At 59.6% G+C, this 24781-nt stretch carries 21 protein-coding genes; 16 read left to right on the forward strand and 5 right to left on the reverse strand.

All coding sequences use genetic code 11. From position 1 onward, the window contains the following. The first annotated feature begins 3 nt into the window (after nucleotides 1-3). The 4 genes from gatB (at nucleotide 4) to WG915_RS06140 (ending at nucleotide 4789) form a co-directional block, all read left to right on the forward strand. Nucleotides 4-1509, forward strand: a complete 1506-nt coding sequence (gene gatB, locus WG915_RS06125) for an Asp-tRNA(Asn)/Glu-tRNA(Gln) amidotransferase subunit GatB (RefSeq protein ID WP_339564497.1) — start codon at nucleotides 4-6, stop codon at nucleotides 1507-1509. A gap of 325 nt (nucleotides 1510-1834) precedes the next feature. Continuing rightward, complete coding sequence (locus WG915_RS06130; RefSeq protein WP_339564498.1) at nucleotides 1835-2479, forward strand: LPXTG cell wall anchor domain-containing protein; 645 nt, start codon at nucleotides 1835-1837, stop codon at nucleotides 2477-2479. Nucleotides 2480-2624: 145 nt separating this feature from the next. Next, a complete protein-coding gene (locus WG915_RS06135) occupies nucleotides 2625-3557 on the forward strand; it encodes a hypothetical protein (RefSeq protein ID WP_339564499.1) in 933 nt (310 codons plus the stop codon). A 278-nt stretch (nucleotides 3558-3835) separates the two neighbouring features. Then, nucleotides 3836-4789, forward strand: coding sequence for an LPXTG cell wall anchor domain-containing protein (locus WG915_RS06140; RefSeq protein ID WP_339564500.1), 954 nt, complete (start codon nucleotides 3836-3838; stop codon nucleotides 4787-4789). 86 nt (nucleotides 4790-4875) lie between these two features. Here the strand turns inward: WG915_RS06140 and WG915_RS06145 are convergent, their stop codons facing one another. After that, on the reverse strand, nucleotides 4876-5541 hold the full coding sequence (locus WG915_RS06145; RefSeq protein ID WP_339564501.1) for a LysE/ArgO family amino acid transporter: 666 nt from the start codon (nucleotides 5539-5541) through the stop codon (nucleotides 4876-4878). Nucleotides 5542-5675: 134 nt separating this feature from the next. Here WG915_RS06145 and WG915_RS06150 point away from each other — a divergent pair, with 134 nt between their 5' ends. Continuing rightward, nucleotides 5676-6545 (forward strand): LysR family transcriptional regulator ArgP, encoded by an 870-nt coding sequence (locus WG915_RS06150; RefSeq protein WP_339564502.1) that lies wholly within the window; start codon nucleotides 5676-5678, stop codon nucleotides 6543-6545. Here the strand turns inward: WG915_RS06150 and WG915_RS06155 are convergent. Further along, complete coding sequence (locus tag WG915_RS06155; protein ID WP_339564503.1) at nucleotides 6542-7591, reverse strand: glutathione S-transferase family protein; 1050 nt, start codon at nucleotides 7589-7591, stop codon at nucleotides 6542-6544. The genes WG915_RS06150 and WG915_RS06155 overlap by 4 nt on opposite strands. A gap of 140 nt (nucleotides 7592-7731) precedes the next feature. Here WG915_RS06155 and WG915_RS06160 point away from each other — a divergent pair, with 140 nt between their 5' ends. Further along, nucleotides 7732-8643, forward strand: coding sequence for a DoxX family protein (locus WG915_RS06160; RefSeq protein WP_339564504.1), 912 nt, complete (start codon nucleotides 7732-7734; stop codon nucleotides 8641-8643). A gap of 267 nt (nucleotides 8644-8910) precedes the next feature. Here the strand turns inward: WG915_RS06160 and WG915_RS06165 are convergent, their stop codons facing one another. The 3 genes from WG915_RS06165 to WG915_RS06175 are packed head-to-tail and all read right to left on the reverse strand — an operon-like array spanning nucleotide 8911 to nucleotide 12541. Continuing rightward, the gene (locus tag WG915_RS06165; RefSeq protein ID WP_339564505.1) at nucleotides 8911-10143 is read right to left on the reverse strand and encodes a glycosyltransferase family 87 protein; all 1233 of its coding nucleotides are present in this window, start codon (nucleotides 10141-10143) and stop codon (nucleotides 8911-8913) included. An 11-nt stretch (nucleotides 10144-10154) separates the two neighbouring features. Next, entirely contained in the window at nucleotides 10155-11996 is a 1842-nt protein-coding gene (gene ilvD, locus WG915_RS06170; RefSeq protein WP_339564506.1) for a dihydroxy-acid dehydratase, read from the reverse strand. A gap of 44 nt (nucleotides 11997-12040) precedes the next feature. Next, nucleotides 12041-12541, reverse strand: a complete 501-nt coding sequence (locus WG915_RS06175; RefSeq protein WP_339564507.1) for a PH domain-containing protein — start codon at nucleotides 12539-12541, stop codon at nucleotides 12041-12043. Nucleotides 12542-12988: 447 nt separating this feature from the next. Here WG915_RS06175 and WG915_RS06180 point away from each other — a divergent pair, with 447 nt between their 5' ends. The 10 genes from WG915_RS06180 to WG915_RS06225 all read left to right on the forward strand — a co-directional run bounded on the left by WG915_RS06180 (nucleotide 12989) and on the right by WG915_RS06225 (nucleotide 24691). Further along, the gene (locus tag WG915_RS06180) at nucleotides 12989-14836 is read left to right on the forward strand and encodes an acetolactate synthase large subunit (RefSeq protein ID WP_339564508.1); all 1848 of its coding nucleotides are present in this window, start codon (nucleotides 12989-12991) and stop codon (nucleotides 14834-14836) included. After that, nucleotides 14836-15354 (forward strand): acetolactate synthase small subunit, encoded by a 519-nt coding sequence (gene ilvN / locus WG915_RS06185; protein WP_339564509.1) that lies wholly within the window; start codon nucleotides 14836-14838, stop codon nucleotides 15352-15354. The genes WG915_RS06180 and ilvN overlap by 1 nt, the downstream gene beginning before the upstream one ends. A 30-nt stretch (nucleotides 15355-15384) precedes the next feature. After that, nucleotides 15385-16389 carry a ketol-acid reductoisomerase gene (gene ilvC, locus WG915_RS06190; protein ID WP_339564510.1) on the forward strand — a complete coding sequence of 335 codons (1005 nt, stop codon included), beginning with the start codon at nucleotides 15385-15387 and terminating at the stop codon, nucleotides 16387-16389. A 190-nt stretch (nucleotides 16390-16579) separates the two neighbouring features. Beyond that, nucleotides 16580-18148, forward strand: a complete 1569-nt coding sequence (locus WG915_RS06195; protein ID WP_339564511.1) for an MBL fold metallo-hydrolase — start codon at nucleotides 16580-16582, stop codon at nucleotides 18146-18148. Nucleotides 18149-18324: 176 nt separating this feature from the next. Beyond that, entirely contained in the window at nucleotides 18325-19920 is a 1596-nt protein-coding gene (gene serA / locus WG915_RS06200) for a phosphoglycerate dehydrogenase (protein WP_339564512.1), read from the forward strand. A gap of 4 nt (nucleotides 19921-19924) precedes the next feature. Continuing rightward, on the forward strand, nucleotides 19925-20380 hold the full coding sequence (locus WG915_RS06205; protein WP_339564513.1) for a flavin reductase family protein: 456 nt from the start codon (nucleotides 19925-19927) through the stop codon (nucleotides 20378-20380). Between the two features lie 59 nt (nucleotides 20381-20439). Beyond that, nucleotides 20440-21447: a 3-isopropylmalate dehydrogenase gene (locus tag WG915_RS06210; protein ID WP_339564586.1), complete on the forward strand. Its 1008-nt coding sequence runs from the start codon at nucleotides 20440-20442 to the stop codon at nucleotides 21445-21447. Between the two features lie 9 nt (nucleotides 21448-21456). Next, a complete protein-coding gene (locus WG915_RS06215; RefSeq protein WP_339564514.1) occupies nucleotides 21457-23304 on the forward strand; it encodes a DUF294 nucleotidyltransferase-like domain-containing protein in 1848 nt (615 codons plus the stop codon). Further along, entirely contained in the window at nucleotides 23301-23873 is a 573-nt protein-coding gene (locus WG915_RS06220) for a 3'-5' exonuclease (RefSeq protein WP_339564515.1), read from the forward strand. Before WG915_RS06215 ends, WG915_RS06220 begins: the two co-directional genes overlap by 4 nt. 26 nt (nucleotides 23874-23899) lie before the next feature. Continuing rightward, nucleotides 23900-24691, forward strand: coding sequence for a fumarylacetoacetate hydrolase family protein (locus tag WG915_RS06225; protein ID WP_339564516.1), 792 nt, complete (start codon nucleotides 23900-23902; stop codon nucleotides 24689-24691). Nucleotides 24692-24781: the final 90 nt, after the last annotated feature.

Here is a 24781-nt window from a genome sequence, read left to right on the forward strand (position 1 = left end):
TGCATGACTGCAGTGGCTTATGATCTGATGGACTTTGACGAGGTCCTAGAGAAGTTCGACCCGGTAATGGGCATGGAAGTTCACGTCGAATTGGCGACGGAAACCAAGATGTTCTCCGCCAGCTCCGCATACTTTGGTGCGGAGCCCAACACGAACGTGGATCCGGTTTCGCTGGGACTGCCGGGCGCGCTGCCAGTGGTAAATGAAAAGGGCGTCGAATGGGCCATCAAGATTGGCCTCGCCCTGAACTGCTCCATCGCAGAGTCTTCCCGGTTTGCCCGCAAGAACTATTTCTACCCAGACCAGCCGAAGAACTACCAGATCTCCCAGTATGACGAGCCAATCGCTTATGACGGTTACCTCGACGTGGTGTTGGATGATGGCGAAACCTGGCGCATTGAAATCGAACGTGCACACATGGAAGAAGACACCGGAAAGCTCACGCACCTCGGTGGCACCAGTGGCCGTATTCATGGCGCTACCTCCTCCTTGGTCGATTGCAACCGTGCTGGTGTGCCGCTGATTGAGATCGTCACCAAGCCAATCGAGGGAGCCGGGGCACGCGCCCCAGAGGTAGCTCGCGCTTATGTTTCCGCGCTAAGAGACCTGGTGAAGGCCTTGGGCGTTTCTGATGCCCGCATGGACCAGGGCTCGATGCGTGTGGACTCGAACCTTTCCTTGCGCCCAGTCGGCACGACTGAGTTCGGTACCCGCACGGAGACCAAGAACATCAACTCTTTGAAGTCTGTGGAGCAGGCTGTCCGCTTCGAGATGCAGCGTCAGGCAGCAGCCATCGAGAACGGCGAGGAGATCATTCAGGAAACTCGTCACTACCAGGAAACTGATGGGACCACGACCTCCGGCCGCGTGAAGGAGACCGCGGAGGACTATCGCTACTTCAACGACCCGGATCTGCCACCGGTCATTGCACCACGGGAATGGGTCGAGGAAATTCGTGCCACGCTGCCCGAACTGCCATGGGTGCGTAAGGCTCGTATTCAGAAGGAATGGCAGCTTTCCGACGCCGAGATGCGTGACTTGGTGAATGCGGGTGCCCTTGAGCTGATCATTGACACCGTGGAGGCGGGCACAACCGCTGACGAAGCACGTTCCTGGTGGGTCTCTTATCTTGCACAAAAGGCCAAAGAAGCCGAGGTGGAGCTCGAGCAGCTTTCGATCACGCCAGCGCAGGTGGCTCGGGTTGTTGCGCTCATTAAGGACGGCAAGCTCACCAATAAACTGGGCCGACAGGCTATCGACGGCGTGCTCGCCGGCGAAGGCGATGTCGATGAGGTCGTCGCGAAGCGTGGCCTAGAGGTCATGCAGGATGATGGTGCCATCGAAAAGGCTGTTGATGAGGCACTTGCTGCGAACCCTGACATCGTTGAGAAGATTAAGGGCGGCAATGCGAAGGCTGGCGGCGCCATCGTTGGTGCGGTTATGAAAGCCACCCGAGGTAAGGCTGATCCGGCGACTGTGAATAAGCTGATTGCGCAAAAGTGCAAATAGCTTAGTCCTAAAGAACCATCCAGCACGGCTCCCACGCCGCGTTGGGTGGTTTTCTTGTGGTTGGAGTGGCTGGAGTATGTTTAACTGACATCAAACGTCACAATATTCACCCCCTTTCGGGGTGTTGTTACGGTTTTGTAATATTTGCTTTTGTATGTGAAATTAATAGCTGCCAGCTGGCAAGTTCTTAGTAGCAAAAAAGCTACCAAAGCGAGGTTGTGACTTAGTTGGCCGTCGTACCGGTGTTGTGAAGTGGTTTGGCACGTTAGGTTCTGGGAGAGGTGCTGAAACAAGTCGGCACCGTTGAACTAGAGGAGAATATCCTATGAAGCGCTTTGTAAAGTCTGCTTCCGCCATTGCAATCGCTGGCGCAATGGCTCTCGGTGCTAACCCTGCATATGCTCAGACCGCTCAGGTAGTGGTTGCACAAAACACTGAAAATGGCGAGTGCTCGGCTGCTGTGCTGGCTGCTGTTGAAGCTCACAATGCTCTTCCAGTTGAGGAGCGAGCTGCGAACTTGGCCCAGGTTCAGGCCCTCGTAGCGGCGCAGAATGCAGCTGCCGGCGAAACCGTATGTATTTTGTCCGTAACTGATGCTCCTACTCCTGATGAAGGTTCCTCTGCCGAGGATGCCCTGAGTGCTGCAGGCGTTGGTCTGTCAGTACTGGGTTCCTCCGCGCTGCTGTCTTCCGGTGCTTCTTCTGACCAGCAGCAGCCAGCCCCTGAGGCTCCGGCCCCTGCTCCAGAGGTGCCAGCTGCGCCAGAGAAGGGCATTGACCCTAACGCACCGCAGAAGGGCATTGACCCTAACGCACCACAGAAGGGCGTTAAGCCAGCTGCTCCTGCTACCCAGCAGCGTGGCGTGCTTGCCCAGACCGGCTCGGAGTCTGGCTCCATGGCCATCCTGGCTATGCTCGCTGTGACGATTGCAGGTTGTGCTGCCTTCATCCTGCGTCGCAAGACTGTCTAGTTCTGCTAGTTCTACCTGACCTCGTCGCTCCTTGAGTGACGGGGTTTTGGTGTTTGCGCCAGTGGGATGAGTGTGGCGCAACCGGGGCGTCGATAAGCGGTGTTAATATTCCCAAAATATAGCGTTTGAAGAAAGGTCACTGGCGATGGGAAAACAGGCGGTCGTGGCGGCGGCCCTGTGTGCGTCTTTGATGTTCGCAGCTGGGTGTTCACGCGAGGCGGAGATGCCCGCGGCGGTGACCGCGGGGACAGTGCAGACTCAGGATCTGCCGCGCATTGATCCGAGCCAGGCGCTCGAGATCGTCATCCCCGATGTGGGGATCCGGGCCAATGTGGATGAGCATTCCTGCCGGGTCAAAAATGGCGCCATCGATCCGGAATCCATGGGAAACGCCTGCGTTTATACCGCTGATGATCGGCCCTACACGCTGCCAGGTACGAATTCTCAGGACATCGTCGTAATCGCCGGGCATACGGGTGCTGGGGTTCCGGCGGTGTTCAATAACCTCTATGACGGCAAGGAAGACCGCCACACGATTAGTGAAGGCGCGAAGCTGTTCGTGCGCACCGCCAACTCGGGGGAGCGCTGGTTGGTGTATCGGGCAACCGATTTCCATGCGCCGAGCAAGGACACGCTCAGTGGACAAGATGAGATCTGGGGAACGGCGGCTATGCCGGGCCGACTGCTCACGATTAGCTGTATTCAGCCACCCAACCCCCTTGCTAGCTCGGTGAAGAACGCTGTTGTTGGTTGGCAGCTTGAGGGGATAACAGGCGGGGAAGAGGCGGGCTTATCGACGCCACCTGCGACGGAAACCGAGACGCCGACCCCAACAGCAACGCCGACAACTGAAGCGACACCGACTCCAACGTCGAGTGTTGTGCCGCAACCCCGGGCTCCAATGGCGCCAGCGGTACCGGCACCTGCTCCCGCACCCGCACCCGCGCCCGCGCCTGCACCGGCGCCGCCACCACCGGCCTTGCCGCCATTGCCACCGCCACCGGAGTTGCCACCGCTGCCACCGCCACCGGTGCTTCCTCCGCCGCCGCTGCCACCGCTGCCAGAAATCCGGTTATAGCTTTTTTGTAGACTTCACTGGGAATTTCCCTAGTGGAGTCTATTTTCTTTATGGGAATTACCCCTACATTAGGGTAGGTGGCAGCCCTTAAAAACATGCCATAAGCTGGCAATTGTGGATAATGGTACGAAAGTGATGTAAGTGACTGGAGTGGTTTAAGTTTCCAAAGTTGCTGAAGTGCGCAATGATATTGCTTAAGTGAGTGACCGGCTCACGCATGGCTGGGGCGACATTGTGGCACGCCAGTGATGGCCCTAATTTTTATACGAAGGATTACTATGAAGCGTTTTGCGACTTCCGTTACCGCACTCGCCGTTGCTGGTGCCATGTCTCTCGCAGTGATGCCTGCAGCTGCTGCGCAGTCGGCAAGCTACGGTTCCTCTTACTCGATCGAGGGGATCGCTGGTTCCCTGGAAAACTACAACAAACTGTCCGAGGGGCTGAAAGCTGAGATCAACCTGGCTATCCAGGCAGGCGACCTCATGAAGCTGGTCGAGCTGAAGATCAAGGCCGACGCGGAACTTGCCGCTAAGGCTGAGGGGGAGACCGCCAGCGAAAAGGACACTGACAACGCAGTGGCTAACGCCGGTTCCACCGAGAAGGCTGGCGCTGCCGCTTCATTGCTATCCTCTGGTGCTAGCGATACCACCAAGAAGCCAACGACTGACACCAAGGCTGCCGATGCGAACATCAACGGCAATGTGACTGCAGGTTCCACCGGTGCTACGCTGCCGCAGGATCTGTCCACCAGCATTGAAGGCGCGCTAGAGACTGGCTCTTCCGCAAAGCCAACCACCACTACTCGTGAGAATGAGACGGGATCGTCCGCCAACCTGGATGCGCGTACCATCTTGGGCTTCACCGGCCTGACCCTTGCTCTGCTGTCCTTCGGTGGCATCCTTTCCTCTGAGGGCGGCGCGAACCTTGGCTCCACTGCCGGCTCTAGCGGATCTTCGGATACTTCCACTGAAGGCTCCAGCGCTGCTGCTAAGGGTTCTTCTGCTAAGCCAGAGGCTCCGAAGGGTGACATAGAAGGTGGCGCAAAGGGTGACGTTCGAGGCGTTGCTAATGGTGGCCCTGCTCCAACCGGCGAAGTGAAGGGTGTAGGCCCACAAAAGCGTGGCGTGCTGGCTGAGACTGGCGATAATACTGCTGCTCAGCTGCTCGCAGGCGTGCTGCTGGCTCTGATCGCTGCTGGCGGCTTCGCTGCTCGCCGCAAGTTTGCTGCCTAGGAGCTGCTTAACAGCTGATTAAAGCTCGCTGTCCATCCCAAATGAGAGGGGGATGGGCAGCGAGCTTTTTGCTGCGCCGACTGTTGCTAGTGCAGGGCTAGCCGCAGCGCCATGTACACCATAATGATGCCGATGACAGCATTGAGGATTCGCCAGATGTGTGGCTTTTGTAGTGCACCGGCACCTTTGATAGCCAGGAATCCGATGGTAGGGAACCAAATCGCACTTGCCAGTAGTGCGCCGGCCGAGAAATACCAGCGCATCACATCGCCGTGTTGATTGGCGATTCCGCCGAGCATGATGAGGGCATCTATATAGGCTGCTGGGTTGAGCCAGGTGAAAGCCAAAGCTGCGAGGACTGGTTTGTGCCACGTTGTCGTGGGCTTGTTGCGGGTGACGGTGCGGGTGAGCACTGCGGACGTCGATAAGCTGGCGGGTTCTGGCGCCACCTCTGCTACGACGGTGCTGGTGGCGGGGTGAGTTGCGTCGCGGAAACAGGTGAAGGCGAACCAACTCAGATAGACGACGCCGAGCCACTTCAGGGCGGTGAGGAACTCGGGGGCGCTATCGATGAGCTTGCCGACGCCAATCGTGCCACCCAGGATGAGGATGACATCGGAGAGTAGGCACACGCCGATGACGGGTACCACGTGCTCGCGTTTGATGCCCTGTTTAATAATGAGTGCGTTTTGGGGGCCGATCGCCACAATGAGGGATAGTCCGATCAATACGCCACTCAAGAAGATGCTCATGGCCTTTTTCTCTCCAATATCATCACTTAAGCAAAATTAACGGTTTTGATCCTAGTTGAATGGCGCTTACATTGGGGGATCCTTGGAGAGCGTTTCTTTATCGTGTTTCCGTTAAGCTAGGTTAGAATTGCTTCATGAACCAAAACCACCTATCCACGCTGCTTGCAGTGCTGGACGAAGGCAGCTTTGAAGGTGCCGCAGATGCGCTCCACATCACTCCCAGTGCGGTGAGTCAGCGTATTAAGGCCTTGGAGTCGGACATGGGGCGAGTCCTCATTCGACGCACTAGTCCCGTCGCGGCCACAGATGCTGGCGAAATCCTGGCCCAGGCGGCGCGACGGATGGCACTACTGCAGGCAGAAACGGATGTTGCGCTCGAGCGGAGCATCGCGCGGGTACCGCTATCGGTGGCAATTAACGCGGACTCGCTGGCCACGTGGTTCAGTTCGGTGTTTGCGGAAGTCGCAGGGTGGAATCATGTCACGCTACAGCTGCGCATCGAAGATGAGGCGCACTCGTTGGCCCTGCTGCGCCGCGGTGATTGTTTGGGTGCTGTCACGACGGAACCGAATCCGGTCGCTGGTTGTGATGTGCGCGACCTGGGTGTTATGCGTTATCGCGCGGTCGCTGCTCCCCAGCTCAAGGCCGCCTACACTACTGATTCGGGTATCGACTGGGCCGAAATGCCGGTCCTGCGTTATGGGCCTAACGACGCGCTGCAGGAAAATGACTGGCGGGGCCGACTTCCCGAACGTCCGCGCGAGCGCCGAGTATCCCAAATCCCGTCTTCGGAAGCATTTTTGGAGGCGGCGCGCACCGGCCTGGGCTGGGCATTCGTCTCGGAGATTCAAGGTCAGGAACTTTTGGACTCGGGTGAGCTGGTGCTTCTCGACGACAGTGTCGTCGACGTCCCGCTCTATTGGCAGCACTGGCGACTGCAGTCCGCCATGCTCCAAGACCTCACTAACTCGGTGGTGGCGGCCGCCGCCAAGTACTTGCGCTAAAGCAGCGGCGGGACTTGCTCGTCGGTAGGGACTGGGCCGGGTGGGGTTGCTCCTGCCGTAAATGGTTCCCCACCCAGCTCCGCGCGCCCATGTGGGGAGAGTAAATCACTCATGTCGGGCCCCTGGGGCACGATGCGGGTCGGGTTGATCTCGGCGTGCGTGATGAAATAGTGCTGCTTGACCTGCGCTAAATCGGTGGTGTCGCCGAAGCCGGGAGTTTGGAAGAGGTCGCGCAGATAGCCCCAGAGGTTGGGCATATCCTTGATTCGATTGCGACTGCACTTGAAGTGCGAGTAATAACAAACGTCAAAGCGCACTAGCGTGGGGAACAGGCGCACATCGGCCTCGGTGATGTGCCCGCCGACTAAGTATCGGCGCGTTGCTAGCCGCTCCTCCAACCAGTCGAGTGCGTTGAATAGGCGCTGGTAGGCGGCATCGTAATGCTCCTGACTGCCCGCGAAGCCACAGCGGTAGACACCGTTGTTTACTTCTGTGAAAATTCGCCGGTTTATCGCGTCAATCTCCTCCCGCAGCTGTGCTGGGTAGAGATCTGGCGCGCCCTCGCGGTGGAACTCGCGCCATTCGGAGCCGAAATCCAGCGTGATCTGGGGATAGTTGTTAGTCACTACCTTGCCAGTGGGGATATCTACCAGGGCGGGTACGGTGATGCCGCGCGGGTAGTCGGGAAAGCGCCGAAAATAGGCTTCTTGCAGACGGCGGATACCTAACACGGGGTCGGCCCCGTCTGCGTAGAGCTCGTAGTTCCAGGAGCGGATGTCATGGGTCGGTGCGGCGAGCGATAGTGAGATCGCCTTCTCGAGGCCGAGCAGGCGCCGAGTGATGATCGTGCGGTGTGCCCACGGGCATGCGCGGGCCGCCATGAGTCGATACCGGCCCGCTGCAACTGGCCAATGATAGGTGCCGTCGGGTTGCCTCGTGACCTCGCTGCTGCCCGCCACAATTCGATCTTCAATGTAATTGGTGTCGCGGATGAATTCGCCATCCGGGGACGCGTTCTGTGGATCCCCTGCCCAGTCTTCGCACATGTTCGCCTCCACTCCTCAATGATGATGTGTCAACCATATGGGGGCTTTCCTTTGGAGTCAACCCTGCCGTTACCCAATCGACTCCAGAAATTGCCGTGTTTGTGGGCACGTAAGCAGATCTTCTGACTTAATCTTGGTGCATGAGCAACCAACCAACGCCAGATCGAGCACAGCCAAACGAGCTAGACGGCCTTGAGGACGTACCCACCTACAAGGCGGATGAATCTTCGGACACTGGTTCGATGGGTAAGTTCTATCAGCGTTTTGGTAGGACCGCGCCGAAAAACATCGAGCCGGATGCTACTGACAAGCCAACAACTACAACGAGCGAGGCAGAGATGAAGAACGAGCCCGAAGCCACCAGTAATCTTTACCGCGTAAGCAGTGAGCCCGAGCCGACCGCGGAGTTTTCCGCGCCTACTAACAACTACCAGCCGCAAACCATGGCTGCGCCGCTACCTGATGACACATACGCAGCTCCGGCGGTCGGTACGTACAGCGAGGACGAGACAGTTATCGATAACCGCCACGGCGACGGTCGCCGCGGCACCATCGACCTCGGCCTGATGATTATCCGCGTAGTGGTTGGTGCCGTTTTGCTCCTGTCCGCGCTGCGCACTTTCTTCCAGCTCGGCGGCGCCCCAGGCCTCAACGAGCTCAAGAGCGAGTACGGTACCTACGCGATGCCGGAACTGTTGTCGCTAATGGTGCCAACCATGGAGCTTATCGCAGGCGTTTTCCTGCTGGTAGGCCTGCTTACCCCGGTAGCCGCAGCGGTAGCCACTGCGGTCACTGGCTTCAACGCCGTCCACGCCATCGCGCAATCCGAGGGACTTAACCTGCTCAATCCAGCACCGGAACTCCTCCTGCCGATCCTGCTTGCTGTGCTCGCACTTGGCTTGCAATTCACCGGCCCCGGCAAAGTTTCCCTCGACGTCTCCCGCAGCTGGGCTCGTCGCCCACTGGCTTCCTCGTGGATCTGGGTCATCATCGGTATCGCTGGTGCAGTCCTCATGTGGTGGTTCTTGGCGGGCACCAACCCGCTGGGCTAGCAGTTTAAGTTCTTGAAAAGGCCGGAAAGCCCCGAGGTGGGCTCCGGTCTTTTTGCATGTTCGGCGGCTACTTGTAGAACTTCAAATGCCGAACTTCCGTGCTCAGGGTTAGTGAAAACCGGTGACACCGCCCTGGGAAGTTCGGCAAAAGGGGTTCGCGATCAACTGCAAGCGTTTGCCTAAGCCGAACAGTCGGGTATTCCGCTGAACTTTAAATGCCGAACTTCCCAGTACAGGCTTAGTGAAAACCAGTGACATCCAGGGAAGTTAGCTATCGATGGTTCGCCGCGAACCTCGCAGCAGCGACACATACAGGCTGATCAGGATCGCGATCATCAGCCATAAGTAACCGGACAGGATGAACTTCTGGCCGAAGTTGAGCTGGAACATCTCGTTGCCAAGGTCGCCGAAGATCCACTGCGGCTTGATTTGGAGACAGAATAGCCACGTCGCTATTCCGGAAACTGCCAGCTCAACCGGGTTTCCTGGCGTGTTCACCCAGCGGTAAATGAGAGCCATGGCGAAAAGCGGCATCCAGACCCAGTGGTGGGTCCAGGAGATGGGGGAGATCATCAGCATCAGGCCGGCGTTGACCAGCCCGGCGTCGATAAGCATGCCGCGGCGCAGCATCAGCAGCATCAAATGCGCACAGAGCGCAATTGCGAGCAGCACGATCACCAGCCAGGCTGTATCGATCAAGCCTTGGTGCGCCATCGCGGCCTCTTCCGAAGGTGCCCAGCGCGCAAGCATGCCCTTGATCGACTGATTCGACAAGTAGGCAGTGCCGACTCCGGCCCCGGAGGTCGAATTCATCTTTAGCAGCATGCCGAGGAAGTATTCCTTGGTCGCGCTCAGGCGAATACAGGCGGCGAGTGCGGTGACGATGACACCAGAGAGCGCGGCGAATCCAATGGCCTTGAAGTCTTTGCGGAGTAGGAAGTACAGGCACAGCATCACCGGGGTGAGCTTGATTGCGGCGGCGATACCGATCAGGGTGCCTTGGGGCAGAAAGCGCTTGCGTGGGACGAGGTCGAGCACACACAGCGCCATCACTAGGACGTTGATTTGGCCGAAGTTGGCGTTCTGTGTGTGGGGTTCGGACAGCAGCGCCAGTGGCCAGATCAGCGCGGTGTACATCAGCGCGAGCTCTGGGGTGCGGGGCATCAGGGCTCGTGCGATGACGAAGATGCATAGGAAGGTCAGCGCCGCCGACATGAGAATGATCGCGATTCCCGCCACCACGTCGCTCATCAAGGCGAAAGGAGTCAGGATCGCCGCACCGAATGGTGGGTAGATGAAGGGCAGCGCGATGCCACCAACATCAAAGGGGCTTTCGTATAAGGATTTGTTGTCGATGAAGGCGCGCGCCCCCGCCCGGTACACCTCCATATCGATGCGGGAATGCCAGTTGAGAAAGTAGTTAATGATCTGCCAGAGGCCGATTGTCAGTCCCATGGCGGTGATCGTTTTCCGGAGTTTCGGAGAAACCTCAAAAGTCATGGGACTGTATCTTAGTCCACTTGGCGGACGGCCCCCTTGTCGGCGGAGGTTGCCAACGCCGCGTAGGCACGCAATGCCTTGGTCACCGGGCGGTTGCGCGCGCGTGGCTGCCAGGGGCGATCGCTTGCCGTCATCGCTTCTCGACGCCGCTGCAACTCATCCTCGTCGACAGCCACTGACAGCTCGCGGGTGTGCACGTCGATGGTGACGATGTCGCCGTCTTCGATCAACCCGATAACTCCGCCATGTGCGGCCTCAGGGGAGATGTGGCCGACGGAGAGCCCAGAGGAGCCTCCGGAGAAGCGGCCGTCTGTGATGAGGGCGCACTTCTTGCCAAGTCCTGCGCCCTTGAGGAAGGCTGTCGGGTGCAGCATCTCCTGCATCCCCGGTCCGCCGGAGGGGCCTTCATAGCGCACCACCAGGACCTCGCCGGCCTGAATAGTGCGATTGAGGATCACGGACACGGCTTCCTCTTGGGACTCGACCACGCGGGCAGGACCGCTGAAATGCCAGAGCTCTTCTTCAATGCCCGCGGCCTTGATGATCGCGCCGTCGGGAGCGACGTTGCCACGCAAAACGGCGAGGCCGCCATCTTTGGTGTAGGCGTGGGCCACGTCGCGGATACAGCCGTTTTCTGCGTCGGTGTCGAGGGTTTCCCAGCGGTTGGCTGTGGAAAAAGGCTCGGTGGTCCGGATGCCGCCTGGCGCGGCGCGGAAGAGCTCAATAGCTTCCGCGCTGGCCGTGCCCGAGCGGATGTCCCATTGGGCGATCCACTCCTGCAGCGAGTCGGCGTGCACCGAGTGGACGGCGGTGTTGAGGAGGCCGCCACGATAGAGTTCGCCGAGGATCGCCGGGATACCGCCTGCTCGGTGGACATCCTCCATGTGGTAATTCGAATTAGGGGAGACCTTGGACAGGCATCCGACCCTCTTGGACAGTGCATCGATATCAGCCAGGTCGAAATCTATCCCACCTTCCTGAGCTGCAGCGAGGATGTGCAGGACGGTGTTGGTCGAGCCGCCCATCGCCATGTCCAGCGCCATTGCGTTCTCGAAGGCTGCCCGGTTGGCGATGTTGCGCGGCAAGACGGACTCGTCGCCATCCTGGTAGTAGCGCTGTGCTAACTCGACGATCGTGCTGCCCGCCTTTTCAAAGAGCGCGCGGCGGGATTGATGAGTCGCCAGCGTGGAGCCGTTGCCTGGCAGTGAAAGCCCGAGGGCTTCGGTAAGACAATTCATCGAGTTTGCGGTGAACATGCCGGAGCAGGAACCGCAGGTTGGGCAGGCGGACTGCTCCACAGCGCTGAGTCCGGCGTCATCTACGGCATCGCTTGCTGAGGCGGAGATCGCGGTGATCAGATCCGTCGGTGCGTGCGCCACGCCATCGACCACTACTGCTTTGCCAGCCTCCATCGGGCCACCGGAAACAAAAACGACGGGGATATTAAGGCGTAGGGCGGCATTGAGCATGCCTGGGGTGATCTTGTCGCAGTTGGAAATGCATACCAGGGCATCAGCGGTGTGTGCGTTGACCATGTATTCCACGGAATCGGCGATGATCTCGCGGGAAGGCAGTGAGTACAGCATGCCACCGTGGCCCATGGCGATGCCGTCGTCGACAGCAATCGTGTGGAATTCTTTGGCTACGCCACCGGCGGCTGTAATAGCCTCCGCTACGATGTCGCCCACGTTCTTCAAGTGGACATGGCCGGGAACGAACTGAGTATATGAGTTGGCGATCGCGATGATTGGCTTGCCAAAGTCATTGTCGCCCATGCCCGTTGCGCGCCAAAGCGCGCGGGCACCAGCAGCGTTGCGGCCAACGGTGGTTACGGTGGAACGAAGGGGAATCATGGCTTCAGGCTCATTTTCTTGGGTTGGTTCGTTCCCGTGGCGCCTCAGTCTGTGCGACTCTCGGCTTCCTCTTTGCTCATGATGACTTGGCGGCCGTCGCGGTGAAAGATGACCACCTTTTCATCAGCTGCTTCGCGGCCCGCGGTCAGGACATCGACGATGCGACCTTGGGAGGCCTGGCTGAGCGCAGGCAAAGAGTTGAATGAGACACCCGGGAGGGAAAACTCTGATTCTGATGTTGTCCGCGCGTAGGCTTTGCTGCCTCCGAAGCGGATTCCGCTGAATTCTTCCCACATCACTGATTTTGGCTTGGAAAAGGCGTAGTGCGCGGTGATGCCGCGCTCGTCGACCGTGGTCTTAGATTTGAGGACCCAGTAGGCGAATACGAGGGGAATAGCCAAGAGCCAGAACAGATACAGCGGCTTAGCGCCGATCACGAGGAGCGAAATCAGTCCCATGACACCCGCACCAAGTAGGTGGGTGCGGTCTGCGTTGAACGTGGTTGCCGAGGGCACTTGTGATGCCTGGGCGGTGTCAGAACTCATAGCTGTCATTGTAGGCATGGAAGAGCGGTTTTGAGGCAGTCGGGGTAGGCCGCCTGGTAGCGGCGGTCACATTTGCGCAGGTGATCGAAGTCACTCGCCAGCAATGGGGGAAAAAATGGGACAACTGTTTCAAAGTGTGGGACAATTCTGGGGAGTGGAACTAAATTCCCAAAACCACCAACCGCCCGAACTGCAATGTGTATTATCGAGGCATGCACATTATTCGACTTGTAGTACTCGTACGCACACGGCGCTTGCCGTAGCGACATCTGCTTCAAGTCGTCCCCAGTCAAGCGCCCTCGACAACACCCACCACAGTGTTGGACGAGGGTTTTGACGTTTAAGCCCCGTTTTCACATCAAGTTGCTGTAGCTCAGGACCACCACCCGCAGGACCCCAGGCAAAGCGAGGAGAGGAAATCAATGCAGATACTTAAAGGAGCATCTTGTGACTGAGCCAGGAACCACCGGTCCGGCCCCGTCCCCTGCGGCGTTGGCCAAGCGAGTTAGATCTCAGCAGCCGGAGAAAATGACCGGCGCGCAGGCCATCGTTCGTGCGCTGGAAGAACTAGGCACCGACGTTGTATTCGGTATTCCAGGTGGAGCGGTGCTCCCACTCTACGATCCGCTGCATTCCTCCTCGAAGATCAACCATGTGCTTGTGCGACACGAGCAGGGCGCGGGCCATGCCGCCACCGGCTATGCTCAAGCCTCCGGAAAGGTCGGTGTGTGCATCGCGACTTCCGGCCCGGGCGCCACGAACTTGGTCACTCCGCTTGCCGACGCCAACTTGGATTCAGTCCCTATCGTCGCCATTACCGGCCAGGTGGGTCTTGGTCTGCTGGGTACCGATGCCTTCCAGGAAGCCGACATCCGCGGCATCACCATCCCAGTGACCAAGCACAACTTCATGGTCACTGATCCACAGGAAATCCCGGCCGCGATCGCGGAGGCTTTCCACCTGGCGTCGACAGGCCGCCCAGGGCCGGTTCTGGTGGATGTTCCGAAGAACGTCCAGGAAGGGCTGATGGAGTTTTCCTGGCCGCCGGTGATGAATCTGCCCGGTTATCGCCCGGTCACTACCCCGCACGCGCGCCAGATCGATGAGGCAGTGCGGATGATCGCCGCAGCAGAACGACCTGTCCTCTATATCGGCGGTGGCGTGATCAAAGCCAACGCCTCCGCCCAGCTCCACGCATTTGCGGAGCACACGGGCATCCCGGTTGTCACCACCCTCATGGCACTCGGAGCATTCCCGAATTCCCATCCACAGCACATGGGCATGCCGGGGATGCATGGTGCGGTTCCTGCCGTCGGTGCGCTACAAGGCGCCGATCTGCTGATCACCATCGGCGCGCGTTTCGACGACCGCGTCACCGGACAAGTCAAGAGCTTCGCCCCCGGCGCACAGGTCATCCACGCTGATATTGACCCGGCGGAGATCGGCAAGATTCGCGAAACCGCAGTTCCCATCGTCGGAGACGCTGCCGAAGTGCTCAGCGCACTGCTGGAGGCATATCGGGCACATGACCTGCCCGCGCCGCGTATGTCCCAGTGGCTGACCTACCTCAATGACCTCAAGAGTCGCTTTCCGCGTGGCTATGAGGAGCAGGGGCCGGACATCGTGGAGCCGCAATTTGTGATTCAGACGCTTTCGCAGGAGGCAGGTCCTGATGCCATCTACTGTGCGGGCGTCGGTCAGCATCAGATGTGGTCAGCGCAGTTCCTTGATTTTGAGAAGCCCCGCACATGGCTGAACTCCGGCGGTCTCGGGACCATGGGGTATGCCATCCCGGCAGCCATGGGAGCCAAGGCCGCACACCCGGACAAGGAAGTCTGGGCGATCGACGGCGACGGCTGTTTCCAGATGACTAACCAGGAGCTGGTTACCTGTGCTGTGGAGGGCTTTCCTATCAAGGTGGCGTTGATCAACAACGGTAACCTGGGTATGGTCCGCCAGTGGCAGACGCTGTTCTATGACGGTAGACATTCCAACTCCAACCTGGGCGAGCGGGACAACTACCTTCCGGACTTCGTCGGGCTGGCTGAGGCGATGGGCTGCGCGGCATTCCGCGTTACCAAAGATGAGGAAGTCCTGCCGACCATTCAGAAGGCGCGAGAAATCAATGACCGACCGGTGGTGATTGATTTCATCGTGGGGGAGGACTCTCAGGTGTGGCCGATGGTCGCTGCCGGTCACTCCAACTCAGATATCCAGTACGCCAAGGGCTTGCAGCCACTGTTTGAAGAAGACAGCCCACAGGACGTTTCCGAGGTTATGGAGAGGGAGCACTAATGATCACGCCAAGCGGACCACGCCATACCCTGAGCGTGCTCGTCCAAGACCAAGACGCCATCATCTCCCGCATTTCCGGAATGTTTGCCCGCCGCGGTTTCAGCATGTATTCCATGTCCTCGGCGCGCACGGAGAATGAAGGCATCAACCGCATCACCATCGTGTTCTACGGTGAGGAACATGCCGTGGAGCAGATCACCAAGCAGCTCAACAAGATGGTGCCCGTCCTGAAAGTTGTACGGCTGGATGAGGAAAACACGATTGCCCGCGCGCTGATGTTCGTCAAGGTCAGCGCGGATAACACCACTCGTCCGCACGTCGTGGATGCTGCGAATATTTTCCGAGCTCGTGTGGTCGACGTGGCGCCCGAATCAGTTGTGATCGAGGCCACCGGCACTCCTGGTAAGCTCCGGGCACTGCTGGAGGTGCTGGAACCCTTCGGCATCCGGGAGATCCTACATTCGGGTGAAATTGCAATGAACCGCGGGCCAAAGACCATGGCCCCCAATAGACTTTAGAAACCACCTATAGAAAGGCACTACATCACCATGGCTATCGAGATGATTTACGATGACAACTGCGATCTTTCCCTGATCCAGGGGCGCAAGGTTGCCATCATCGGCTACGGCTCCCAAGGTCACGCCCACGCGCAGAATCTGCGTGATTCCGGCGTTGAGGTTGCCATCGGCCTGCGTAATGGCTCCAACTCGGCCGATAAGGCCCGCGAGGCTGGCTTCGAGGTCAAGTCCAACTCGGATGCCGCTGCCTGGGCAGACGTCATCATGCTGCTGGCCCCTGATACCTCGCAGGCAGCGATCTTCACTCAGGACATTGAGCCCAACCTGAAGGGCGGCGACGCTCTGCTGTTCGGCCACGGCCTGAACATCCACTTTGACCTGATCACCCCACCAGCCAATGTCACCATCGGTATGGTTGCCCCTAAGGGCCCAGGACACCTGGTGCGCCGTCAGTTCGAAGATGGCAAGGGTGTGCCGTGTCTGATCGCTGTTGATCAGGACCCTAAGGGTGAGGCGCAGGCACTGTGCCTGTCCTACGCCTCGGCGATCGGTGGTGGCCGTGCCGGCATCATCGAGACCACCTTCAAGGACGAGACCGAGACCGATCTCTTCGGCGAGCAGGCTGTCCTGTGCGGTGGCGCCGAGGAACTGATCAAGGCTGGCTTCGACGTGCTCGTCGAGGCAGGCTACGAGCCGGAGATGGCCTACTTCGAGTGCATGCACGAGATGAAGCTGATCGTTGACCTAATGTTCGAGGGCGGTCTGACTGCCATGAACTACTCCATCTCAGATACCGCAGAGTTCGGCGGTTACCTTTCCGGCCCACGCGTTATCGGCGAGGAATCCAAGGCCGCCATGCGCGAAATCCTCAAAGACATCCAGGACGGCACCTTCACTAAGCGCCTCGTTGCCAATGTTGAGGGTGGCAACAAGGAGCTCGAAGAGCTGCGCGCGGAAACTGCCAACCACCCAATCGAAGCCACTGGCGCCAAGCTGCGGGAACTCATGAGCTGGGTCAAAAATCCACTCGTCTAGTTAGTTTTCTCAAGGCCGCGGCTCCGGGATTCCCGAGGGCCGCGGCCTTTGCATTTCCATGCACGAACCCACGCCTCGGGTATTGTTGACCCTTGCAACATAGTTAAACACTTCGAAAGGTGCCGGCATTATTTCCATCTCTCGTGCTTCGATTATCCTCGCCTGCAGCTTGCTGCTCGCGTCCTGCAACGTGGCGCCTTCGCAGGACGGCATGAGCGCAGCCGAGCAGAATATGAAGGAGACCGCCCAGGTGGCACCGCGATTTGGTGAAGAGCCACAGGTGGTCTCGGATCCGAAAAAATCGGGGGCGCCTGTGGCTCAGCTGATCTTCGAGAAGTCGGAAGTAGCGGTGGTGTCCGGGCCCGAGGTGGCGGCGCAAGCGCGAGCGGCGTCGATAAGCGTCGTGGCGCATGCACCGATGCTGATCTCCACACCGGAAACACAGCAGGACGTGGTCGCAGCGCTCGGGGAGCTGGGTGTACACACCGTGCTGATGGTCGGTGATGCCACGCCGGTGGAACAGCCCGGCCTCAGCATCATTCCGGATCCCGGGACCAAGGAAGCACTGGGAGACCTCACAGCCGTGCAGTTTGAGGAGCGGCCTGCAGAGCATTTGCTCAGCGATGTCGCTGGCTTGGATCTGGATCACCCGGTGCTGCTCAACGTGCCGGGGGAGGAACTAGCGCCGCGGGATATTACTGCCCCCAAGGGCTTCCCGATGCAAAGCACCCAAGATGGTGGGACCGCTCCGCCGGTGCTCGCGGGGCCAGAAACTTCCGTAGCTGCGGTCGCATCAGCGCGCGCCTTTGGGGCGCCGGTGAAAGTGCTGGATTATGCCGATCCGCGCTTTAACGCTGAATCGAAGGCGGCGACGGTCGGACTGGCAGATAAACCAGTTTTGGCGCTGGGGGACGAGTTTGGAACCTCGGCAGAGCTCAAGTCGCGGATCGAGGCAGCTCAAACGCAGGCCGAGCAGCCCGGAGGTGGGGGACTCGTATTCCCCGGCCGTCACGTAGTGGCGCTCTACGGGCACCCAAGTGGCCCTGCACTGGGAGTGATGGGCGAGCAACCTCCAGCTGAGGCCGCGGCTGAGGTGCAGCGCCGGGTTGCGCAGTACCAGGAACACACGGCAGACCCCGTGGTTCCCGCGTTTGAGATCATCGCTACGGTTGCCTCCGGTGGCCCGGGGGCAGACGGGGACTTTTCCAATGAATCGAAGCCAGAAGAACTAGCGCCCTACATCGATGCCATCACTGCGGCGGGCGGCTATGCGATCCTGGATCTCCAGCCGGGCCGGGCTTCCTTCTTGGATCAGGCCAAGCGCTACGAGGAGCTGCTCAAGCGCCCTAATGTCGGGCTAGCGTTGGACCCAGAATGGAAACTGTATGGGGAGCAACGGCCTATGCAGGAAGTGGGGCATGTCGAGATCGCTGAGGTGAATGAAGTCTCCGAATGGCTAGCGCAGCTCACCCGGGACAATGATTTGCCGCAGAAGCCTTTCGTACTGCACCAATTCCAGCTGCAAATGATCCGGGATCGGGAAAATATGCAATTCCATGATGAATTGGCTACGGTGCTGCATGTCGACGGCCACGGGAGCGAAGGGGACAAGCTGGCTACCTGGGAGGCAGTCAAGCAGGACCTGGATCCCCGCGTTTTCCTGGCCTGGAAGAACTTCCACGATGAGGACACTCCGATGTTTGATACGCAGCGCACAATGGGCGTCTCGCCGCGTCCGTGGTTGGTAACGTACCAGTAGCTATGCAATGGGATGAATAGAATCACCCCTATATTTGTGAGTAGCCATTGCCTAAGTCGCGCTGGAAGCTAGACTGTTGAACCAGTTGTCGCCACTCGTGCCGGCGGCAACCTGCTTCGCGCCGACGCGGTCGTGCCTGCGTGAAGTGGTCAATCCCATCCTCAGGAGATGTTTAAGTGGCCTCGAATGACCGTCCTGTAGTTCTCATCGCCGATAAGCTCGCGCAGTCCACTGTTGATGCGCTCGGAGATGCTGTTGAAGTTCGTTGGGTAGATGGTCCAAATCGGGCTGAATTGCTCGCGGCCGTCCCAGAGGCAGATGCCTTGCTGGTGCGTTCCGCCACCACTGTCGATGCAGAGGTGCTCGCCGCTGCCCCTAATCTGAAGATCGTTGGTCGCGCAGGCGTCGGCCTGGATAACGTTGATATCCAGGCTGCTACTGATCGCGGCGTGATGGTCTGTAATGCCCCAACCTCCAACATTCACTCCGCCTGTGAGCATGCTATTTCGCTGCTGCTGTCCACTGCGCGCCAGATTCCTGCCGCCGATGCCTCCCTCCGTGGTGGCGAGTGGAAGCGTTCCTCCTTCAAGGGTGTGGAAATCTTCGGCAAGACTGTCGGCATTGTCGGCTTCGGTCACATCGGTCAGCTGTTTGCGCAGCGTCTTGCCGCTTTCGAAACCAACATCATCGCTTATGACCCATACGCTAATCCTGCGCGCGCCGCGCAGCTGGGCGTGGAGCTCGTTGAGCTGGATGAGTTGATGGGGCGCGCAGACTTCGTCACCATCCACCTGCCAAAGACTAAGGAAACTGCCGGCATGTTTAATGCCGAGCTGTTGGCCAAGGCGAAGCAGGGGCAGATCATCATCAATGCTGCCCGCGGTGGTCTGGTGGACGAGCAGGCGCTATGCGACGCCATTGCGTCCGGCCACATCCGTGGCGCTGGCTTCGATGTCTTTGATACTGAGCCTTGCACCGATTCGCCACTGTATAAGCGTCCCGAGGTCGTTGTCACGCCGCACCTCGGCGCCTCTACGGTGGAAGCCCAGGATCGCGCTGGCACCGACGTTGCCGATTCCGTGTTGAAGGCACTGGCCGGCGAGTTCGTAGCTGACGCAGTCAACGTTTCCGGTGGCCGTGTTGGGGAAGAGGTTTCCCTGTGGCTCGAGCTGGCCCGGAAGCTGGGCTTGGTCGTGGGTAACCTGCTGGACGGCGTGCCGGTAACCATCGAAGTTGAGGCTTGTGGTGAGCTTTCCTCCGAGAGCACGGACGTGTTGGGCTTGGCTGCACTGCGTGGCCTGTTCTCAGGCCAGGTAGATCAGCCGGTCACCTTCGTGAACGCGCCTCAGCTCGCCGCTGACCGCGGAGTAGAGCTGAAGGTTTCCTCTTCTTCTGAGTCGCTCACGCATCGTTCCTCCCTGATCGTGCGGGCTTTCGCTGCTGATGGCTCGAAGGCATCGGTAGTTGGTGCGCGCGCCGGTCTGGAAGGCCAGGAGAAGATCGTGCGGATCAACCGCCGCGGGATTGATATGCGCGCCACCGGCCGCAACCTGTTCATGTTCTACCCAGACGCGCCTGGCGCCCTGGGTAAGGTGGGCACCTTGTTGGGCGCTCAAGACATCAACGTTGAAGCCGCCGCGATGTCCCTGGAGCAGGAGTCCAACGGCGCTATCCTCGTGTTGCGCGTGAACAAGGAAGTTCCGGACGAGCTCTTCGAGGAGATCGGCGCATCCCTCGGCGGTGCCAAGAAGTTCCAGCTGGAGCTGGATTAATTTGATGGCGAAGGCAACATTTCGGCAGGTCCTCGGCGCTTTCCCTTCGGGGGTGACCGTGGTGACTACTCACCATAAAGGTGAGGACCTAGGGCTGACGGTGAGTGCCTTCGCCTCACTTTCTTTGGATCCAGAGATGGTGTTGGTCAGCATCGACAATTCCTCTCGGACACTGGCGGTGCTGTCGGTGGGGGCTCCGATCGCGGTGTCTATCCTGGCAGCGCATCAGGGCGCGGTGGCGCGGCAGTTTGCTAGCGGACTGCCCGATAAGTTTGCTGGCGTTGCTTGTCGACGCCTAGGAGACGTTCCAGTGATCGAAGATGCTGCCGGTTGGATTTCCGGCCGCGTGGCCGGATTGTTTCCCGGCGGCGATCACACCATCGTTACCATCGCGGTTTCCCACCTTGAGCTGTCAGGGAATCCCCCGATGGTGTACGCGAACGGAATTATCGGTTCCTAACACGCTGGTGCGTGCTACACTCTCACTCATCCCATTAGGTGAGAGAGGAATCCCAAATGTTGAAACTTGCTGTTATTGGTGGCGACGGCATCGGCCCTGAGGTCACCGCCGAAGCGCTGAAAGTCCTGCGCGCTGTGCGCGAAGACATCGAAACCACCGACTTCGACCTCGGCGCGCGCCGCTACCTGAAGAACGGCGAACTCCTCACCGACGCCGATCTGGAATCCCTGCGGAAACATGACGCGATCCTCTTGGGCGCGATCGGAGCCCCGGGTGCCGTGCCACCCGGCGTGCTCGAGCGGGGACTGCTGTTGAAACTGCGCTTCGCGTTGGATCACCATGTGAACCTGCGGCCGGCGAAGCTGTACCCGACGTCGACAAGCCCGCTGGCAAACCCGGGGGAGATCGACTTCGTGGTGGTGCGGGAAGGCACTGAGGGGCTGTACTGCGGCAACGGTGGAGCGCTGCGTGTGGGCACCCCACAGGAAGTCGCCTCGGAGGTCAGCCAGAACACCCGCTTCGGCGTGGAACGCGTGGTGCGCGACGCTTTCGAGCGGGCAATGGCTCGCAGCAAGCATCTCACCCTGGTGCACAAGACTAACGTGCTGGTGAACGCCGGCGGCCTGTGGGAACGTACTGTCGCCGAGGTAGCCAGCGACTACCCGGAAGTGACGGTGGACTACAACCACATTGATGCTGCCACCATCTACATGGTCACCGACCCGCAGCGTTATGACGTCATCGTTACCGACAACCTCTTTGGTGACATCCTCACCGACCTCGCCGGCGCCGTTACCGGCGGAATCGGCCTCGCGGCCTCCGGCAACATCGACGCCACCCGCACCAATCCGTCCATGTTCGAGCCCGTCCACGGCTCGGCACCGGATATTGCCGGACAAGGCATTGCTGATCCCTCTGCCGCGATCCTGTCCGCCGCGATGCTACTACGCCACTTAGGGGACGAGCCCAATGCGCTGCGGATTGAAAAAGCCGTGGCTGCCGATGTAGTTTCCCGCACCGAGATTATTACGACCGAAATCGGAGACAGGATCGCCGCCAGCGTTTAGTCTCATGGCATGACAGTTGAACTCGAGGAGATCCGCGACTTCCTTTCCGGCTTCACCCCGTACTCCGAGCTGCCCGCGCCAGAGTTGGCCGCGCTGCCAGGGCAAATGGAAGCGATTTATGTTCGCCGCGGAGAAAAGATCTTCGAAGCAGGTGACAAGAACGATTACCTTTATGTCATCCGCTCCGGGGCCGTGGACGTCCTCGATTCCGAAGGGGTGCTGCTGGACCGGCGGGAAGCGGGCCGTTCCTTTGGCTATTCCACCCTCAAGGGCGACTCTTCCTCCCTCTATACGATGCTTGCGGAGGAAGATTCGCTGCTGCTGCGCCTGCTACGCGAGCAGTTCACCATCTTGGCGGAGCGAAACCCCCTGTTGGACAGCTATTTCTCCACCCAGAGCGCGCGCATCCGCCAGGCCGCGAGCCAGCTGCGGGACAACACCTCCGCCGAGGTGCTCCGCACCAAGCTGGCAGACTTCATGATTCCGGAGCCGGCCCAGATCAGCCCAGAGGCCACGATCCAGCAGGCTGCACAAGCTATGCAGGACGCGGACGTATCATCGCTGCTCATTGCGCCGGAGTCCACACTCGAGGGGATCTTGACCGACCGAGACCTGCGCAAAGTAGTTGCCCGCGGCGATGACATCACGCAACCAGTTTCCGTGGTGATGACCCCCTCGCCGATTTTCGCTGCACCAGACGCACTCGCCTTTGAGGCGATGCTCATGATGGCCGAGCGGGGCATCCATCATCTGCCAGTGGTGTCCAACGGCGAGATCGCCGGCATCATTGCTTCCGCCGACATCATGAGACTGCTGCGCCACGATCCGATCTACCTCACCGCAGACCTCTCCCGCCGTAACTCGCCGGAGGAGCTTGGCACGGTGTATGCCAACTCGGCGGAGGTCGCTGTGCGGTTTATTGAGCGGGGTGCCTCTGCGGAGGAAGTCACCGCGTTGCTGACAGTTGCCGCGGATTCCCTGGCCCGTCGGCTCCTAGTGCTCGGGGAAGAGAAGCTCGGCCCACCGCCGGTGCCATATTGCTTCGTGGTCGTGGGCTCCCAGGGGCGTCGCGGCATGGGGCTCGCTTCCGACCAGGACAACTGCCTGGTGCTTTCCGACGACTACCGCCCCGAACACGCAGAGTACTTCGCGCAACTCACCACCTTCGTCTGCGAAGGCCTCGACAAAGCTGGCCAGGTGCGCTGCCCAGGCGACATGATGGCGATGAACCCCAACTGGCGGATGACGGTCTCCGAGTGGATCAGCACCTTCCGCACCTGGATCTCCGCCCCAGAACCGGACGCCTTGCTGCACGCGCAGACCTTCTTCGACTACCGCGGGATTTATGGTGCGCTCGACTTAGCGGAGCAGGTGCATGCGGCGGCCGTCGAGATGGCTCAGGGGGCGGGCCGAATGCACGCCCACCTGGCTGCGCTGGCCGCACGGCGTGAACCGCCACTCGGCTTTTTCCGGGGCTTCGTCCTGGATCGCTCCGGCGAATACGCAAACACGCTCGACGTCAAGAAGGGCGGTATCGCGGCGGTAGTTCAAATGGCGCGCCTGTATGCGCTGGCTTCAGGAGTCGCTGAGGTGGGCACGGTTGCGCGGCTCCAGGCGTCGGCAGGCAAGGCCGTCTCGGCGCAGGGAGCCAGTGACCTCGTCGATGCTTATGAGTTCCTCTTCACGATGTCCTTGCGGTGGCAGGCCGACCAAGTCCGGGCGGGGGAGCGACCTTCTTACCACGTGGACCCGAAGGCGCTGAGCAAGATGGACCGCGAGCACCTGCGCGATGCCTTCCAGATCATCAAGAGCATGCAGACCGCGCTGGCCACGAAATTCCCGGTCCGCAGCATATGAAAATCCCGCGCTCAACCCCAGTCTCGCAGCTGCGCTTGCTGGCCGTCGACATCGAAACCACGGGCCTCAAGGCAGGCAAGGATCGAATCCTGTCCATCGGATGGGTGCCTATCGACGCCGGCGTGATCCACCTCGGCAAAGCACAGTACTTTGTCATTTCAGACACCGGCGACGTCAGCGGGAGCGTCAACATCCACGGCCTCACCAATGATCAACTGGCCGCGGGCGTAGCGCTGGACAGCGTGCTACCGCTGTTCCAAGAGGCGCTCTCGGGGCGAGTGCTGCTCGCGCACTATGCGTCCATAGAAACCCAGTTCCTCCGTCACGCGATCGGTCGGCGATTCAAACCCCAAGTAGTGGATACTTTCGCCCTAGAACGACGCCACATGGAACGCATGGGCACCTATCCGCGCGGCGAGGACCTTCGACTCCCGCGGATTCGGCAGCGCTATGGTTTGCCCAATTACCGAGCTCACAACGCCTTAATGGATGCAATTTCCTGTGCGGAACTCTACCTTTGCTTGGTAGCGCAATTTTCCTTACGTACCTTAAGGGAACTGCAGCCTTAATTGCGTAGTGTGTGTATGATCACCCTATGCGTATCGGAAGAATTGCCACCCCAGAGGGAATGTGTTTCTGCGTTATCGACGACGAAGGAACCACTGCGAAGCAGATTTCTAGCCACCCATTTCAGGCCCCAGAATTCACGGGCAAGCAGTGGCCGCTCTCCGAGGTACGCCTGCTTGCCCCGATGCTGCCGGGCAAGATCGTCGCCCTCGGGCGCAATTACGCCGATCACGTGGCAGAGGTTTTCCACAAGAGTGCCGAGGCGCTGCCGCCGACGATCTTCCTGAAGCCCTCCACCGCAGTCGTGGGGCCAGGCGCAGCCATTAAAATCCCAGACTTTGCCACCAAGGTGGAATTTGAGGGCGAGGTCGCCATGGTGATCTCCAAGCCGTGCAAGAACGTCAAGGCCGACGACTGGCGCGACTACATCCTCGGCTTCACCATCCTCAACGACGTCTCCTCCCGCGACCTCCAGTTCTCTGACGGCCAGTGGGCGCGTGCCAAGGGCATCGACACCTTCGCGCCGATGGGCCCGTGGATCGAAACCGACCTGGACAGGTTTGAGTTCGACAACATCTCCATCAAGGCGCACCTAACCCACGACGGCGAGACCACCACGCCGCAGGACTCCAACTCCAACCAGATGATCAAGACCTTCGGCGAGATCTTGGAAATGATCACCGAGTCCATGACCCTGCTGCCCGGCGACATCGTCATCACCGGCTCCCCAGCGGGCACCAAAGAAATGGTCCCCGGCGACTTCATCGAGATCGAGGTCCAAGGCATCGGCTCTTTGGGGAACCCGATCGAGCGGGCCTAGTTCTTTAACGCCAGATGCATCAAGCCCAGCCGCTCTTTGAGTGGTTGGGCTTTGTTGTGTGCTCCGGCCGCCGGATTTGTCACTTCGGGT

This window comes from Corynebacterium sp. H128 (assembly GCF_037482625.1).
Taxonomy (GTDB): domain Bacteria; phylum Actinomycetota; class Actinomycetes; order Mycobacteriales; family Mycobacteriaceae; genus Corynebacterium.

Bases quoted from the DNA above. Each gene is read 5' to 3' on its own strand.
- gatB (WP_339564497.1), top strand. From the start codon at position 4: ATGACTGCAGTGGCTTATGATCTGATGGACTTTGACGAGGTCCTAGAG.
- WG915_RS06130 (WP_339564498.1), top strand. From the start codon at position 1,835: ATGAAGCGCTTTGTAAAGTCTGCTTCCGCCATTGCAATCGCTGGCGCA.
- WG915_RS06135 (WP_339564499.1), top strand. From the start codon at position 2,625: ATGGGAAAACAGGCGGTCGTGGCGGCGGCCCTGTGTGCGTCTTTGATG.
- WG915_RS06140 (WP_339564500.1), top strand. From the start codon at position 3,836: ATGAAGCGTTTTGCGACTTCCGTTACCGCACTCGCCGTTGCTGGTGCC.
- WG915_RS06145 (WP_339564501.1), bottom strand. From the start codon at position 5,541: ATGAGCATCTTCTTGAGTGGCGTATTGATCGGACTATCCCTCATTGTG.
- WG915_RS06150 (WP_339564502.1), top strand. From the start codon at position 5,676: ATGAACCAAAACCACCTATCCACGCTGCTTGCAGTGCTGGACGAAGGC.
- WG915_RS06155 (WP_339564503.1), bottom strand. From the start codon at position 7,591: ATGTGCGAAGACTGGGCAGGGGATCCACAGAACGCGTCCCCGGATGGC.
- WG915_RS06160 (WP_339564504.1), top strand. From the start codon at position 7,732: ATGAGCAACCAACCAACGCCAGATCGAGCACAGCCAAACGAGCTAGAC.
- WG915_RS06165 (WP_339564505.1), bottom strand. From the start codon at position 10,143: ATGACTTTTGAGGTTTCTCCGAAACTCCGGAAAACGATCACCGCCATG.
- ilvD (WP_339564506.1), bottom strand. From the start codon at position 11,996: ATGATTCCCCTTCGTTCCACCGTAACCACCGTTGGCCGCAACGCTGCT.
- WG915_RS06175 (WP_339564507.1), bottom strand. From the start codon at position 12,541: ATGAGTTCTGACACCGCCCAGGCATCACAAGTGCCCTCGGCAACCACG.
- ilvN (WP_339564509.1), top strand. From the start codon at position 14,836: ATGATCACGCCAAGCGGACCACGCCATACCCTGAGCGTGCTCGTCCAA.
- ilvC (WP_339564510.1), top strand. From the start codon at position 15,385: ATGGCTATCGAGATGATTTACGATGACAACTGCGATCTTTCCCTGATC.
- WG915_RS06205 (WP_339564513.1), top strand. From the start codon at position 19,925: ATGGCGAAGGCAACATTTCGGCAGGTCCTCGGCGCTTTCCCTTCGGGG.
- WG915_RS06215 (WP_339564514.1), top strand. From the start codon at position 21,457: ATGACAGTTGAACTCGAGGAGATCCGCGACTTCCTTTCCGGCTTCACC.
- WG915_RS06220 (WP_339564515.1), top strand. From the start codon at position 23,301: ATGAAAATCCCGCGCTCAACCCCAGTCTCGCAGCTGCGCTTGCTGGCC.
- WG915_RS06225 (WP_339564516.1), top strand. From the start codon at position 23,900: ATGCGTATCGGAAGAATTGCCACCCCAGAGGGAATGTGTTTCTGCGTT.